We start from the raw sequence: 16084 nt of genomic DNA on the forward strand, positions 1-16084 counted from the left end.
ATAAGATGATTCCATTTAAAAAAATAATGATGCTTGTTTTAGTCGTTACAGGTTTTGCAGCAATCGCTCAGAACACGAATAATACGGGTACGAATAAGGAGACTATTGTGGCTCAGGATGGTTCCGGAGATTTTACAAAAATTCAGGATGCCATCAATGCAGCCCCGTCATTCCCATATGAAAAAGTGACCATCCGTATCAAAAACGGAACCTATACCGAAAAAGTCAGAATCCCCGAATGGAATACGCAGATGGAACTGATTAGGGAAAGTAAAGAAAACACCATTATTACTTTTGATGATAATTTTTCGAAAATAAATCTAGGGCGAAACAGCACTTTTCATACGTATACGGTTTTGGTTGAAGGAGATGATTTTTCTGCCTCCAATTTAACGATTAAAAATACTTCAGGAGATAAGGGTCAGGCAATTGCATTGTCGGTGGTGGCCAATCGTGTACAAATTTCAAATTGTATCATAGTAGGAAATCAGGATACTTTATACCTGTCAGGAAAAGAATCCAGACAATATTTTAAGGATTGTTATATCGAAGGAACAACCGATTTTATCTTTGGAAGCGCTACAGTTTTATTCGAAAACTGTGTAATTCACAGCATAAAAAGCTCCTACATCACAGCAGCTTCAACTCCGCAGGGAAGTGCATTTGGATTTGTTTTTAAAAATTGTAAACTGACCGCCGATCCTGCCGCAACAGCAGTTTATCTGGGAAGGCCCTGGAGGATTTATGCCAAAACCGTTTATATCAATTGTGACATGGGAAAACAGATACAACCCGAAGGCTGGGAGAACTGGTCTAAACCGGAAGCAGAAAAGAATGCTTTTTATGCCGAATACAATTGCAAAGGCGAAGGATATCAGCCTGCTAAAAGAGTGTCATGGTCACACCAGCTTTCAAAAAAAGAAGCGGAAAAGTATACAACGGAAAATATTCTTAAGGACAGCGCACCCAACTGGTTTTTGAAACAAAAATAGTTTTCACAAAAAACAAAAAATATGAATTTTAGAGTCCTTCTTTTTGTAGTCATTTCATGGAGTTCTTTTGCTCAGAAAACTGAATTTCCAACGGCAAAGGTAGATTCGATTGTAAATAGGATTCAGTTGCCTGTTTTTCCTTCGTATCAGATCAATGTTCTGGAACTTGGGGCAAAAGGGGATTCTGTAACCAATAATAAATCCTTTTTCGACAAAGCAATGGCCTTATGCAAAAAGAACAAAGGCGGAACTATAATTGTACCTAAAGGCATTTATAAAATAAACGGTCCCATTCACTTTGTGAGCAATGTCAATCTTAAAATAGAAAAAGGCGCCAAAATTAAGTTTAGTGATGATCCAAAAGATTACTTACCAATGGTACTGACCAGTTGGGAAGGAACGATGCTTTACAATTACAGCCCGTTAATTTATGCTTATGATTGTTCCAATATTGCCATAACCGGTGAAGGAACAATCGACGGTGAAGGTGGTAATATTTGGAAAAGCTTTAAAGCCAAAGAAAACGACGGCAAAATGCGCAGCCGTGAAATGAATCATAACAGTATTCCCGTGAGCGACAGAAAGTTTGGGGAAGGTTATTTTTTACGCCCGCAAATGATTCAGTTTTTTAATTGTAAAAATATTCTGGTTGAAAATATACGGATTGAAAATTCTCCATTCTGGTGTCTGCATGTATTGAAATCAGAAAGCATCACCGTTCGCGGAGTAAGCTATAAATCATTGAATTACAATAATGACGGAATTGATCCGGAATATGCGAAAGATGTTTTAATTGAAAATGTAAATTTCGATAATGGTGATGACAATGTGGCCATTAAAGCAGGCCGGGATCATGAAGGCAGAGTGAATTCGGGTACTCCAAGTGAGAACATTGTGATTAGAAACTGTAATTTCAAAGGACTTCACGGAGTGGTTTTGGGCAGCGAAATGTCCGCCGGAATCCAGAATGTTTATGTAGAAAATTGTAAAACCACCGGTTATCTGAAAAGAGGAATTTATATAAAGACCAATGCAGATCGTGGAGGTTTTATAAAAAACATCTTTGTGAATAACCTGCAATTGGATGAAGTTGAAGACTGCCTTTACATAACAGCCAATTATCACGGTGAGGGAAGCGGTTTTCAATCGGACATATCAAATGTTTATTTTTCGAATATTTCCTGTAACAAAGCCACAGCATCGGGAATTGTGATCCAGGGATTTCCGGAGAAAAAAATCAGAAACATCTCTTTAAAAAACATTGAAATAAAATCGGCAAAAAATGCTTTATCAAATGAAAATGCTGAGAATGTGCTCATGACAGATGTTTTTATTGGTCAACGGGCGACTGTTCCCTCGGCAGCTAAATAGGTTTTTTTGGAGGTTCTAAGTGTCTAAGGTTATGAGATTTTTTAGGTTCAAAGGAGCAAAGGTTCAAAGAAGCAAAGGTTCAAAGAAGCAAAGGTTCAGAGGAACAAGGGAACAAAACTTTGCGATCCTTGCGGTTAGCATTAACTTTCAAATCTAATAATCCAAAAATCCAAAAAATGAAATACTTCCTTTCCATTTTATTTTTAATTTCCCTGAGTTGCCGGGCACAAAAAACAACCCTGTATTGTATTGGTGATTCGACAATGGCTACTAAAAAAGATCCCGATAAAAATCCGGAGCACGGATGGGCGCAGGTTTTACAGCCTTTTTTTACGGAAAATATTATCGTAGAAAATAAGGCAGTAAACGGACGCAGTACCAAAAGTTTTATCAATGAAAAACGCTGGGATTCCATCTGTACAAAACTTAAAAAAGGGGATTATGTTTTTATCGAATTTGGGCATAATGACGAAAAAATAACAGATTCTGCCCGATACACCAATCCGCATACAAGTTATCGATACAACTTAATCCGGTTTGTAAAGGAAAGCAGGGAAAAAGGAGCAATTCCAATTTTACTGACCTCCATTGTGAGACGAAATTTCAACGAACAAGGAGTATTGGTGCCAACTCATGGCGATTATCCTTTAGAAACAAGATTAGTGGCACAGGAATATAAGGTTCCTTTTATTGATTTAGAATATTATACAGAATTACTGGAGCAATCCTATGGACCGGACAAATCTAAGTTGCTTCATTTGCATTTTAAAGCCGGAGAAGTTCCCTATTATAAAGAAGATAAAAATGATGATACGCATCTTTCTTTAAAAGGAGCTACGGAAATTGCCAAAATTGTAATTGCTCAAATCAAACTTCTGGAAGATACTTCTCTTGATAAACTTAAAAAAGGCATTAAATAACGATTTGTATAGCTTTATAATTGTTGTAAAATCTGGATAATAAATTAACTTTTCTATTTTTAAATTATACTTTCAGAAGGACAGGAGACCCTTTTTTGAAAGGTCTTTTTACAAAATCCTGTGATGGTTTTCTTTGAAAAACCGCATAGTATTTGGAATGGAAATGATTCATTTTGGCATAACTTAATTCATATACAATTTCGATTAGTGTATGGTAATTGCCACTCTGAAGCAGCTTTTTGGCTAAAAGCATTTTTTCATTCAGAAAAACTTTTTTCGGGGTATCATTAAAGTGCTTTTTAAACAATATTTTATATTTGGTAGAAGACATACCTGCCATTTCCGATAAGAAATTTATCGTTGGGAAGGGACTGCACAGGTCTTTTAAAAAATAATCCTGTGTTTTGATAACGGCCTCAAGTTCTGTTTGTGTAATTTCATTTTTTTTGACGGATAAATTTTCATATCGATTCAGAAAATTGCCCAATAGTTTTAATGAAATTCCTTTTAAATAAGAATCAAATGAAACATCAAAAACAGATTTATCCATAAGGGATCTGATCAGTAAAATACTGTTGCTGTCGATATGGTCATAATAATAAAGCGATTTTCCCTGATCTTTGTTTTTTTCGTTATGATATTCTTCGATAGGGTTTTTTTCTAAAAGTTCATTCAGTAATTTTTTATCAACAAGAAGTCGTAATGCCAGTGTTCGCTCGTTAACTGAAGGCTTAAAAGAACTTTCTGTCTGATTGTCTATAATGGCAAGACCTGGATTTTCGCGGGAACCAATTTTGTAGTCTGTATCAATTTTTATAAAATTCACGGAATCACTTAAATCGAAATGAAAAATATAGGATTCAGTTTCAGATTTCAACCGATTTATTTCAACCGGCTCCGCCAAAACAAAATCGACAAACAATGCAGAAATTCCCTTAGCTATGGGGGTGAAATAGGAGTGGCCCTTACCAAGAATTTCCGGTATAACAATTATTTTATCATCAATAAGTTCTCCTTTTATTTCCTGAACTAATTGTTCTTGCCAATCCGGTGTCAGACTATAGAAATGATTGATTTTTTTCATAAGTGTAATGTTTAGAATTATAATTGTTTGATAAAATTTTTTGGCGAGAGCCCAAAATGTTCCTTAAAGTTTAAAGTAAAATGAGAATTATTACTATAATGAAGCCGGTTTGCAATTTGGGATATTGTGAGTTGTTTGTCTTCAAGAAGTTCTTTTGCAAGGGCCAGTTTATTGTCCATAAAAAAAGAATTGGGTGTTAAGCCCGTTATTTTTTTAAACAAATTTTTAAACTTTGATTCAGACATTTCAATCTTTTTTGCCATTAATGAAATGCTCGGAAAAGGGCCTTCAATATTTTCAATCAGAAACATTTGCATGGCTATTATATTTTTGATATCCGTTTCTCTAACGGTTTGAATGATCGTCCTGTTACGGGCTATTTTCTTTAAATAATTAGACATCAGCATATGTACTGTAGCCTTGAGATTTAAATCGAAAACCGGGCCGCCCACTTTTAATTTGCGCAGATCATTGAGTATATGAAAGCTCTCATTACTGATCCTGTCAAATCTGATGATCGTATTTTTTTTGGGATCGGTTATTTGCTGCAGATCGGAGAAAAGAACAGTATCATCCTTAATAAAAGTGGCAAGCTTGCTTTTTAGTATGAATATGCAAAGGGCATAAGTGTGACTTCCTGATTTTACCTGATAATTGATTTTTAAGCTACCGTCAATGACCACTAAATTGTATTTCCACCGTCCTAAATCGCAAATAGTGTTATTGTTTACTAAGTGGGCTTCACCATCGGTAAGGTTATAGTAGAATCCCACAAAATCATCTTTTGTGCTTTTTTGAATGAATTGAAGGTTTTTATGGTATTTCACGTTAATGTAATAGGCTACAATCCCTTCTTCGCATTCCAGAAAATAACGGGTTCCGGATTGTATATCGTCGGGAACAACTATAAAATTTCCATTTATTTTTCCTTTGAGTTGTTTCGCAAGAGGTTCAACCCAGCTTAGGTCAGCACAATAGGAATGTTCAATCGTTTTCATGTGGCATTTATTATAGTATTACAAAAGTTTTACTGCTTTAACTTTACTGGTTAAGAAGGATTTAATACGTTACTATTTGTTCCGTTCTTTAAATTGTATTTTGTGAGAATTTAGATTAAATTTGCTTTTTCGGAGGTAATTTACTTTAAAAAAGCTACCCTTTTCAAACCGTTTTATAACTGTAGGGATTCAATTGATAACTGTAATTTTTCGCCCCTTTTGAGCCCTAAAAATGACCAAAAGAATAACTTCATATTTTTTAAAAGGGAAAAAACCTTATTCTGCTATTTTTATGTCTTAAACGGACTGTCCTGTAAGTACGATCCCATTTAATTTTGCTTTTTTCATTGGAGACTGATAAAATGAAAAGCCAAAATTAATTAATACGATAAAGATGAATACTTCGAAATTTTCTGTAGAGTTTGAGTTGAATGTTACTGAAATACAAAAGTTAAATAAAATGTATTTTAAACGTTTGTACAAAGGAAGAGTTACGATCTTTTTTGTAATTATTGTGGCCGCTTTCCTCTTTTTTGACTTTTTAAATTTAGAAAGTCAGGAAGATTTTATGAAATGGCAGCTGAAGAGTTTAATCTTGATTGTTTCGTTTTTTATGTTTCATTATTCATTTGTAAATGCAACCTGCAAGTTCTTTTTTAAGTTCATGAGAAAACTTGTCGGGTACAGCAGTCTTACCGGGAGATATAAACTCAACTTCACCAGTTCATATATTTATGTAAATTCTCCCTTAGGTGCTTTTGCCCACACTTGGAGTCAGATTGATAAAGCAGTTCTCACTAAGGATTTTTTCTTTTTATATGTTAAGGATAAAGATCAGCACATTATTTCTATTTCAAATAAATCAGGCTGTCACAGGAATATGAAGGACCTGATCACATTTGTAGAACGTCATGTCATGCACATTACTAAAATGTAAGAGATTGGCAGTTCATCTGATGAATATAAATTGCAAGCTGTTTTTTTATCCTAACCACTATCGAAAAGAGCAAAGGTTTAAAGCTTTACATGCTTTATACCTCCTTATAATGGGTTGCTAAAGCTTAAGAATTTACTTCAATAAGGTGTTATAACACGTCAGGGCAAAAAAATAAAAAATAAAAACAGAGATGATTTTTTTTTTAATTGGTTGATTATAAGACCCGAAGAGTGTCGGTTAATTTAATATTAAGAGGTCAGGCAAAAACGGGTATAATTTTAACATTAAAGATGCGTTATCTATCAAGCAAACTTTTATTTTTGCGCCTTAATTTAACAAGTATAAGCATGAAAGATCTATTAGTAAAAATCAACGCCGAAATCGACACATTCAAAGCAGAAGCTGAATCACTAACTGAAAAAGGTGTAAAAGCTGCTGGACCAAGAGCACGTAAATCAACTTTGGAAATTGAAAAACTTTTAAAAGAGTTTAGAAAAGTTTCTATCGAAGAATCAAAAAAATAATATTTGTATTCAGAAACAAAACCTCGTTTAAGTATTTAAACGAGGTTTTTTTTATGGAAATTATTTTGGGATTTCTATAGCTTCTTTAAGGCTGCAATTATTTTTACGTCATAATGAAATTACTGCTACTGCTCTAATCGTACGATTTACAGGGACGTAATACTTTACCATCATTATTTTTCGGTTTAATTCTATTCCGGCTTTCACAAACTAAAGAAATTGCTTACTTTCATAGAATAGTTTCAAAAACAATCTAAATGGACAAAAAGTTAAAACAATTCGGGATTAAATCAATTGTCGTGTTGCTGCTAATTCATTTAGCTTATTTTATCTGCGGATATTTTCAGTTTGCAGGTATAAAGAACATTAATATTTATACAGAATTCTACAGATTCAAATTTTATGACGATGTTTCCATTTCCCATTTCTTCGTAAGTGGTTTATTCTTATTATTGTTTTTAATTTTTTTATTGCGAAATCATACCAGACAAGCATATTCGACTTTAAATCTGATCAAAATTGGCGGAGTGATTTTGTTGATTTCATTTCTTTCTTTTTCCTTTTTTATCAGTTATAGTTTTGGTCTGAATGCAAAACTAAAAACAGAATTACCGGAAACAGGTTTCAATACCGACAAGGCTTTACTCAATGTTTTAAATCCGTTTTTATACAATTATACCTCTTATAGTTCTGAGAAATTATTCAATCCCGAAAACATTTTATATCCAAAACCCTATCCGGTCATAAAAGGAACAGAGTCCATCAATTACGATTCAAACGGGAGCGAATATGCAATCGAAGAACACCGTTATTTCAGTATCGATACACTGAAACTGCTGACTTCGACCTATGAGAAAGTAAATAATAAAGCGGATTCTGTTTTTAATATTTTAGGATTTGATAAGGAAGAACTGGCGAAAAGAATCATCTCAAAAAAAGTGATTAAAGACAGTACCGAAATTGTTTTCAAAGGAAGAGAAGTCAATCCGGACTATGACGGGGATATTTGCATATTTTTGCAGAATAAAAAATTGTATGCACCAATACAAGGTATTCCTGTTGAAAAACAACAGTATCAGAATGCTGTAGAAAGATATAAACTTCTTTATAAATACAAACCGGATTCTTTATTATACTCTTTTCAAAAGCTGGATACCTTATTGAAAAAATACAATATCGAAACACAGATTCAGCCAAAATTGCTAACGAAGGATGCCTTTTATTACAGGGATAATAACAGAGCACCTTTAAACGGAATTAGAAATACCTACGACAGAGCTGCCCTGAAAGATAAATTTAATACGCTGGAGAAATTGTTTTATGAACCGAACTATTTACATCCGTCGATAATGATGATTTTCTTTACGGTCATTTTAGTAGTCTGGCTAATTTTGTTTCTATTTTATGTTGCATGGAATTATAAGAATAAAAAACAAATCGATAAGATTTAGGATTTAAATATATGTATAATAGGCGGCGCAGTGAGAAATCCTGCGCCCTCTGTTTTTTACGTATACGGTGTGGATTTGTATACTTCCCGTATTTTATATTACTTTGTAAAGAATACTAATCGGTATCTTTTATGAAAAAAGCAGTTTCGACGCGACTTTCCATTCTTCAGAAATCATTTAAGTTAATCTATACGCACGGGTATCAGGCTACCAGTATTGATACTATTATTGCGACAACCAACGTAACCAAAGGTGCATTTTTTTATCATTTTAAAAATAAGGACGAAATGGGGCTCGCCGTTATTAACGAAATTATGTATCCGTTGATGTATGCTGATTTCGTAGAACCACTTTTGAGTTCAAACGATCCAGTGCATGATATTTATAAAATGATGCATTATTTACTTTTGGAAAATGAGTTTTTGCTAAAAAAATACGGCTGCCCGGCCGGGAATCTAACGCAGGAAATGTCTCCGGTAAACCAACTGTTTAGCCAGGCACTTTCTAAACTGACCACAGAACTAAAAGAAGCGATGCAAATTGCCTTAAAAAAAGGTAAAGATTCAGGAAGTATAAAATCCGGGATAAACGAGGAGCAGGTAGCGCTTTTTGTATTATCTGGTTATTGGGGCATTCGGAATTTTGGTAAACTTTCGGATGATAATGATTACTATACTGTTTATTTAGAGGAACTTAAATCGTATCTGAAGAATTTGGAAAAAAACTAATTTTAAAAACATACCAATTAGTATGTTTTATTTATATTTGCATTATTATTTTAAAAGAAATAACAATGTATCTAACACTATTACTTTTGCATTCCACCGTGAGATGGCTGGTGCTTTTGAGTTTATTTTATTCTATTATTACAGCATATCGGGGATACCAAACCAAATCTTCTTTTTCTAAAACAGATAACGTAGTCCGCCACTGGACGGCGACCATTGCTCATCTTCAGTTAATGCTGGGGATAGTGTTGTATTCGCAGAGCACATTAATTAAATACTTCTGGAATAATTTTGTGGAAGCTTCAAAGGATTTAAGCACACTTTTCTTTGGTTTAATCCATCTTATTTTAATGCTGGCGGCGATTATAATCATAACGATTGGTTCGGCAGCGGCAAAGCGCAAGACACTTGATTCCGATAAATTCAAAACTATGTTTATCTGGTTTTCTATTGCCTTACTGCTTATTTTCATAGCCATTCCGTGGCCTTTTTCTCCTCTTGCCAACAGACCTTATTTTAGATAATTATGACAAATTTTTTCAAAACAAACATCGGGAGATTAAGAATTCTTGGCTTTCTGGAAGGCTTATCTTTATTGATTTTAATTTTTATTGCGGTTCCTCTTAAATATATTTTCGATAACCCGTCGCTCACAAAAATGATGGGACCGATTCATGGTGCCTTATTTCTGCTTTTTATATTCAATGCCCTGAGTGTTGGTGTAGAACAAAACTGGAAATTTAAAACGACAACTTCAAAAGTTCTTCTGGCCTGTATTATTCCGTTTGGGACCTTTTATATTGATCATAAAATTTTGCGTAAAATCGAAATTGGAGATAAATAACAAAGTTTGCAAACCAATTTAGGAAAATAAAAACCAGAACAATCATGATTGAGATTTTCAAAACCAATGTAAATTCAAAAAGACAATCCGGCAGGATTTTAAAAATGCTTAAAAGGATATTTCCAAACGCTTCTTTTATTTTTGATTTGGAGGATTGCGACAAGATTTTACGGGTCGATCATATCGAAAGCATACAAATAGCAACCATTAAAAACGAAATCATAAATTTGGGTTTTGTCTGTGAGATATTGGAAGATTAATATCCTTAAACAATAGGTAAGTTGATGTAATTTACAACATTAATTTTTAGTCAAAAGCGGCTGATTCTGTTCCGGAATCAGCCGCTTTTTTTATGGTACGTTAAGTTTTTCATAAACCGGATTATGTATTGCTTTTTTACTTAGCTTTCGCAGGGCTACAAGCGCAAAATGCATATTTTTTACGTAAAAAAATATATATAAGTAAAATCATTAGATCTAAAAATAAATAATAGGTAAAAATTTATATTTTGGATTTAATTACAACTCATAGTTATATTCTATAAGGCGCTTTGTAAGAAAAAAAACAGGATTATCCGTAATATTGCGATAGGAAGTTTTGTTTAAAATTTCAGCATTTCCTTATCATTTTTGAATATGAAATGATTTTTTTGACCATTACTTTCTTTAAAATTTCCCCAAATCTCTAAAATAACTATTAATTAATTATGTTCTTTACTCTCACTCATGACCAGATACAATTTTGTTATGGATCAAAACGCTGGCAATACAGTTTTAATGAAATTGTGGAGCTCGGATTACTTAAAAAAAAGAAGTCTTACCTTCTTGAAAATGGTGCTTTTATTGCTATTACCGCTATAGCTTATTATTGCATGGTTTTTTCAAATTTAATGGAGATGTACTATATCGTACCTACTTTATTATGCTATACTATTATCATTATTTCCAGATTTCATGCCAACATCGATGCCGAATATTATGTTATCGTAAAAGATGTTTATAAAAAGGAAATCCGGGTAAAAATAAAAAATTTAGACCGGCCTGTCATAGGCAAACAAATAGATCAGTACTTAAATCTCGAGTTCGATCGGATGGTACATAAACAAAAATCCAACACTCAAAAATAATTCGATGTTATCAAACGAAACTTTTGGCTACGACCTTACTTTTATTGTCGTTGCCGTCGTGTATGGTTTTATTATTACGACCAAAAGAAAATAGAAATGCAGCTTCATTAACCTAATATTGAAGTTGTATCAGATCAAGTATTAAAAGGTATAGTTACAGTACCCCTACATTTAATAGTGAACTGTTAGCTGTACAAGATCCCCCACAAAGAGCTTATGACCACTTCAATAAAAAATAAAATTAAAAGCATCAGAGAGTTAAAAAATTATACTCAGGAATATATGGCAGATCAACTAGGCGTTACCCAGGCGGGTTATAGTAAAATAGAAAAAGGAAAAACTGTTCTTTCGTTTGTTAAATTAGTAGAAATAGCCCGTATTTTAGAAGTCAGTGTAGAAGATATACTTAGTTTCGATAGTCAGCGGTATTTCAATAATTTTAATAAAGTCAAAGGAAATAATAATGGCAGTATTCAGATTAATCCGGATAACAGTACCGCTTTAAAAGAACTTTATGAAGATAAAATAATGCTTCTGGAAAAATTACTCAGTAAAACAGAAGAAGAATTAAACCGCTATAAAAAGAAATTCGGTCAGCTGTAGCAACAAAAAAACGAGGTTGAAGCCTCGTTTTTTTATTTGTTATAATTTATGCTGTCTGATCTTCTGTAGTGGCATCGGGAGCGTTTGTTTTTACTGAAGCTATTCCATTGTCTCTGGCAGAAGTACTTTCGTACATTTCACTTGCACCGATGATCTGGCCATTTCCGGCTTTAAGATTGAAATAGGGTTTGCCGCTGCTGGATTCTTTTTTATCATATCTACTGTCGTCCTGCGAGTTTGTTTTGACAGATTCGATTCCGTTTGTGCAGGCAGATTTTGTAGAATAACCTTCGCTGGTTAAGATAGTCTGGCCATTTCCGGCTTTTAAATTAAATTGAAATTCACCATTTGATCTTGTAGTAATTACAAATTTTCCCATAAATTTTCGGTTTTTTTAAGTTAGGCATTCCTTATTTTGATATTTATAAAAGTACAAAACTTAGTCTTACAAATGATATATGCATAAAAAAATAACCCCGATATAACGGAAAATTTACTATTTTTTGTTAAAAGCAGGCAGGATATACTTCTGAATAATTTCATCACTTGGCGATTGTGAATTGTAATTTCCACCGGTAATAATCGTAACCATATTTTGTTCTTCCCAAATGTAAATCTTCTGTCCGCCGTTTCCCTGTGCGGCTTTTCCATTATAGCGTACTCCGTTTACATCCAGATATTTAAGCCACCACAAATAACCGTAATTAACGCCCTGCACCACGGATTGTTTGGTCAGGGATTCTTTTACCCAGTCTTTAGATATCACCTGTTTGCCATTCCAAACTCCCTGATTCATATAAAGCAAACCTAATTTTCCCATGTCTCTTGAACTTAAATAAACCTGGCAGAAGGTTTCTGAACTCGAGGCATCCGGTTTAAAATTCCAGACAAAATTTTTAATTCCAATGTCTTTAAAAAGAGTTTGTTTCGCAAAATCGGGCAGTGGCATTTTTGTCGCTTTTTCAATAATCCGGCCCAATGTTATCGGATTTCCGGAGCAGTACATTCCTTTTCCTCCCGGTACGTCAATCATGGGTAAGTCCAGTGTAAATTGTATCCAGTCGGCCGAATTATTCATGGTGGTTTCGTTGCCTTCCGATTTGGGGTTACTCACATCACAATCCAGACCGCTTTGGTTGGTTAGTAGGTTTTTAATCGAAATTAGCCTTTTGTCTTCCGTAAGGTTTTTAAAAGTGTATTCGGGGAAAAAGGATAAAACGGTTTCGTCTTTACTTTTTATAAACCCTTTATCAATGGCAATTCCGGTAAGTGCCGAAACAAAACTCTTTGTGGCAGATCGCAGTTCGTGTAATTTGGCTTTATTGTATTCATAAAAATATTCCTCAAATACGAGCTTTCCGTCTTTAATAATCAAAACACTATGAACGTTAGGCAATGTACCGTCTACGATTTTTTGCATCATTTCAGTCAATAATGCTTTATCTAAACCGGTTTTATCGATACTTCCGGTCAAAATTCCGTCGACATCTTGTTTGGGTTGTTGATAAACGTATTTAAAATCTTTTGAATTGAGTCTTGGGTACCACATTTCTTTTGGAAATGCTACTTTTTTGGAAACTAGATTGAAAGCACTTCCGTCAGAAGTATAACCGGTAATAATTCCCGCTTTCCTGTTAAAAGTTACCTTTTCATTTGACATATTTTCAAAAATATCTTTGTCAATTGCTTTTAATTTATATTTGCTTTCGTTGATAATGGCGAACAAAACAGTGTCTTTTGGTGAAGCCGCTATTTTAAGTGAACCTTTATTTACATATTCATAAACACCTTCATATTCTTTTAATTGTTCGTAGGTAATTTTGAATTTTTGTTGTGAATAACCGGAATAAATCCCCACTAAAAATAACAGAAGCAAATGGTTTTTTTTCATTCTTTTTTGGTTTTAAAAGATTGTTCGTTAGTTAATTAAGGAAAGTTATAAAAAAAAGAGACACCTAATAATAAATTAGTGTCTCTTTTTTTATTAGGTGTATATTTTTAAATATGCTTATTTAATGCTAATCGGCACTTCAACCATTGTTTTGTCCCAGCCAATCACTAAATTAGTAACAGCACCCTGAGTGGTAAAAGCAATCGATAAAGCTTCTACCGGAGCTGCCGTTGCTTTAACGGGAACAACAATTTTTACCAGGTCCTTACTTGAATCATAAGCATATCCGCCCCATAAATCAAGTTCCTTATTGATGATAACGGTCCATTTGTCTTTTTCCGGAATAGCAAAAAGGCTATACGTTCCTGCAGGAACCGCAACACCATTGATCGTTGCCGGTTTGTAAAATTTGATTTCCGTGTTTTCGTTAGCACCCACACGCCATACTTCACCAAACGGAATTAATTCTCCGAAAATCGCTCTTCCTTTTGCAGAAGGTCTTGCATAAGTAACTTTGATTGCAGGTGAAGGTGTGTCTGTTTTTTTAAATTTCACAGCTTTATTCGGAAAATAAGCAATATCAACAGGGCTTGCGTCCAAAGGCGGGAATTTAACCTCCTGGGCATTAACAGAAAAGACAAACAATAAAAGAAGGGTCAGTAAACTAAAATTTTTCATAACGTAGTATTTTTAATATGATTTATACAAAAATAAGAGATTAAAGAATAGGAAGAGATTAAATTTTTACTCCTTTTTCTTTTTTTCATACCAGTCGTGCATGATGTAAAAAGCTTTCTTTTTCTGACCGTCGTTTGAGATCAGCCCTTTTCTGTTGTATTCGTCCTGAATCCCCGGCAGTAATCTCCTTGGTGATCTGAAATCTACCAGAATCCAAGGGCTTAATCCACTCAGGTGTGGAATATTTTCGATCATTTTCAGGTTCTGAATGTATAAGTATTCCTGATATTCTTCTGTCCAGCGTTCGTTTTTTTCTCCGTGCAGGCCGGCTTTTGCATCACCTCCAAATTCAGAAACAATCACGGGTTTATTGTATTTGGTTTTCCAGCGTATTTTTTCGGCATCTTCGAGATTACCACCATACCAGCCTAAATACTGATTGAACGCAATGATGTCTAAATACTGTCCGATTTCATCATTTATAGTTCCAAAGCCATCTCCGCTTTGCGTTAATAATGCCGCACTGATTAATCGCGTCGTGTCCAGTAATTTTGTATGAGCTACCAGATCTTTGATGAAATTATTTCTGGCATCAGAGATTGGAGTTTCGTTGGCCATGGACCAAATAATAATGCAGGCCCTGTTTTTATCTCTCGTAACCGCTGCGGTTAACTGATCCTGGGCATTGGTATACGTTTCTTTTCTGGTAAATTCAACTGTCCAGTACACCGGAATCTCTTCCCAGACCATTAAGCCTAATTGATCAGCCATTCTGATAATATTTTCGTTATGCGGATAATGTGCCAGACGTACATAGTTGCAGCCTAATTCCCTCGCCCAGTTCAGCAGGCGTAATGCATCTTCTTCAGAATTGGCGCGCCCGCCTTTGGCATTTTCTTCATGAATGGAAATTCCGCGTAAGAAGATTTGTTTTCCGTTCAGTAAAATTTTATCCTCCTGCGTTTCAATAGTTCTGAAACCGATCGTGTCTTTTAATTTTGCTCCGTTGAAATCAATCGTAACCGCATATAATTTTGGATTTTCCGGTGACCAGTACGAGATGTTTTTAGCTGCAATTTCAAATTTCAAAATACCATCAGCACCCACTTTTCCTTTGTAATTAATTTTTAATTCCGGAATGGCGATGGCTACAGCATTCTGTGCCGGATTCAAATTATTGATTTTGATAAAACCCGAAATTTTGTTTTTATCCTTTTTATCCAGTTGAATGGTATAGTCTTCCACAAAAGAAGCAGATTCTTCGATTAAGGTAACATCGCGCGTGATCCCGCCGTAATTCCACCAGTCGGTATTAAGTGTCGGAACATCTTCTTTGTGACGTGTATTATCTACTTTAATCACCAGATAATTGTCTTTTGGTTTTACGATCGCAGTCACTTCATAGTTAAACGGTGTAAAACCGCCTTCATGCGTTCCTAATTTCTTTCCGTTTAAATAGACATCTGCTTTGTAATTGATGGCGCCGATGTAGACAAAAAGACGTTTTTGGGCCTTCAGGTCATAATCAAAGGATTTTTTGAACCATACATTTCCTTCGTAATATTTCAGTTCCGGAACCTGTGAATTCCAGTCTCCCGGAATGTTTATTTTGGGTGATTTATCAAAATCGTATTCTACCAGTTCCTGTTTGTTAACGGCATGATAGTTATTAAAATAAGCAGCGTTGGAAGGCTTGGCCTGCTTGTCGTAAACATCATGGTGAAAGCTGTAATACCCTGTTTCGTAAGGATCAACGATATAATTCCAGACACCGTTTAATGAAGTGGTATTTCGGTTCGGAACATTGGAGATCAGGTTTTGATTTTGCGATTGTCCGAGAATGGAAAAGGTTAGGAGCAATGTGGTTAGTAGTTTTTTCATTGGTAAAGTTTGTTTTATTTAGTATCAAAGCCGCAGCTTTTGTATTTATCTCTCGC

At 34.5% G+C, this 16084-nt stretch carries 18 protein-coding genes; 12 read left to right on the forward strand and 6 right to left on the reverse strand.

From position 1 onward, the window contains the following. Positions 1-5: 5 nt before the first annotated feature. The 3 genes from HAV12_RS09295 to HAV12_RS09305 all read left to right on the forward strand — a co-directional run bounded on the left by HAV12_RS09295 (position 6) and on the right by HAV12_RS09305 (position 3283). Positions 6-992: a pectinesterase family protein gene (locus tag HAV12_RS09295; RefSeq protein ID WP_171569397.1), complete on the forward strand. Its 987-nt coding sequence runs from the start codon at positions 6-8 to the stop codon at positions 990-992. 21 nt (positions 993-1013) lie between these two features. Continuing rightward, complete coding sequence (locus HAV12_RS09300) at positions 1014-2363, forward strand: glycoside hydrolase family 28 protein (protein ID WP_171569398.1); 1350 nt, start codon at positions 1014-1016, stop codon at positions 2361-2363. Positions 2364-2539: 176 nt separating this feature from the next. Next, positions 2540-3283, forward strand: coding sequence for a rhamnogalacturonan acetylesterase (locus HAV12_RS09305; protein ID WP_171569399.1), 744 nt, complete (start codon positions 2540-2542; stop codon positions 3281-3283). A gap of 64 nt (positions 3284-3347) precedes the next feature. Here the strand turns inward: HAV12_RS09305 and HAV12_RS09310 are convergent, their stop codons facing one another. Then, the gene (locus HAV12_RS09310) at positions 3348-4367 is read right to left on the reverse strand and encodes an AraC family transcriptional regulator (RefSeq protein ID WP_171569400.1); all 1020 of its coding nucleotides are present in this window, start codon (positions 4365-4367) and stop codon (positions 3348-3350) included. A gap of 17 nt (positions 4368-4384) precedes the next feature. Further along, a complete protein-coding gene (locus tag HAV12_RS09315; RefSeq protein ID WP_171569401.1) occupies positions 4385-5365 on the reverse strand; it encodes an AraC family transcriptional regulator in 981 nt (326 codons plus the stop codon). A gap of 394 nt (positions 5366-5759) precedes the next feature. Between HAV12_RS09315 and HAV12_RS09320 the strand changes: the two genes are divergently transcribed. The 9 genes from HAV12_RS09320 to HAV12_RS09360 all read left to right on the forward strand — a co-directional run bounded on the left by HAV12_RS09320 (position 5760) and on the right by HAV12_RS09360 (position 11578). After that, positions 5760-6302, forward strand: a complete 543-nt coding sequence (locus tag HAV12_RS09320) for a hypothetical protein (RefSeq protein WP_171569402.1) — start codon at positions 5760-5762, stop codon at positions 6300-6302. 347 nt (positions 6303-6649) lie between these two features. Continuing rightward, entirely contained in the window at positions 6650-6826 is a 177-nt protein-coding gene (locus HAV12_RS09325) for a histone H1 (protein WP_132037023.1), read from the forward strand. 257 nt (positions 6827-7083) lie between these two features. After that, on the forward strand, positions 7084-8277 hold the full coding sequence (locus HAV12_RS09330; protein ID WP_171569403.1) for a hypothetical protein: 1194 nt from the start codon (positions 7084-7086) through the stop codon (positions 8275-8277). 131 nt (positions 8278-8408) lie between these two features. After that, the gene (locus HAV12_RS09335; RefSeq protein ID WP_171569404.1) at positions 8409-9005 is read left to right on the forward strand and encodes a TetR/AcrR family transcriptional regulator; all 597 of its coding nucleotides are present in this window, start codon (positions 8409-8411) and stop codon (positions 9003-9005) included. 65 nt (positions 9006-9070) lie between these two features. Continuing rightward, complete coding sequence (locus HAV12_RS09340; protein WP_171569405.1) at positions 9071-9529, forward strand: hypothetical protein; 459 nt, start codon at positions 9071-9073, stop codon at positions 9527-9529. Between the two features lie 2 nt (positions 9530-9531). Then, positions 9532-9849 (forward strand): DUF3817 domain-containing protein, encoded by a 318-nt coding sequence (locus HAV12_RS09345; protein ID WP_171569406.1) that lies wholly within the window; start codon positions 9532-9534, stop codon positions 9847-9849. A gap of 44 nt (positions 9850-9893) precedes the next feature. Next, entirely contained in the window at positions 9894-10109 is a 216-nt protein-coding gene (locus HAV12_RS09350; protein ID WP_132037028.1) for a hypothetical protein, read from the forward strand. A gap of 446 nt (positions 10110-10555) precedes the next feature. Next, a complete protein-coding gene (locus tag HAV12_RS09355; protein ID WP_171569407.1) occupies positions 10556-10975 on the forward strand; it encodes a hypothetical protein in 420 nt (139 codons plus the stop codon). Between the two features lie 216 nt (positions 10976-11191). Further along, positions 11192-11578: a helix-turn-helix transcriptional regulator gene (locus HAV12_RS09360; protein ID WP_132037030.1), complete on the forward strand. Its 387-nt coding sequence runs from the start codon at positions 11192-11194 to the stop codon at positions 11576-11578. Positions 11579-11624: 46 nt separating this feature from the next. Here HAV12_RS09360 and HAV12_RS09365 read toward each other — a convergent pair whose 3' ends face one another. The 4 genes from HAV12_RS09365 to HAV12_RS09380 form a co-directional block, all read right to left on the reverse strand. Next, positions 11625-11957, reverse strand: a complete 333-nt coding sequence (locus HAV12_RS09365; RefSeq protein WP_132037031.1) for a YegP family protein — start codon at positions 11955-11957, stop codon at positions 11625-11627. 117 nt (positions 11958-12074) lie between these two features. Beyond that, entirely contained in the window at positions 12075-13469 is a 1395-nt protein-coding gene (locus tag HAV12_RS09370; RefSeq protein ID WP_171569408.1) for a serine hydrolase, read from the reverse strand. Positions 13470-13586: 117 nt separating this feature from the next. Beyond that, positions 13587-14147 (reverse strand): DUF2911 domain-containing protein, encoded by a 561-nt coding sequence (locus HAV12_RS09375; RefSeq protein ID WP_171569409.1) that lies wholly within the window; start codon positions 14145-14147, stop codon positions 13587-13589. A 66-nt stretch (positions 14148-14213) separates the two neighbouring features. Further along, complete coding sequence (locus tag HAV12_RS09380) at positions 14214-16028, reverse strand: glycoside hydrolase family 2 protein (RefSeq protein WP_171569410.1); 1815 nt, start codon at positions 16026-16028, stop codon at positions 14214-14216. Positions 16029-16084: the final 56 nt, after the last annotated feature.

The sequence above is a fragment of the Flavobacterium sp. CLA17 genome (assembly GCF_013112255.2).
GTDB classification, from domain to species: Bacteria; Bacteroidota; Bacteroidia; order Flavobacteriales; family Flavobacteriaceae; genus Flavobacterium; species Flavobacterium circumlabens.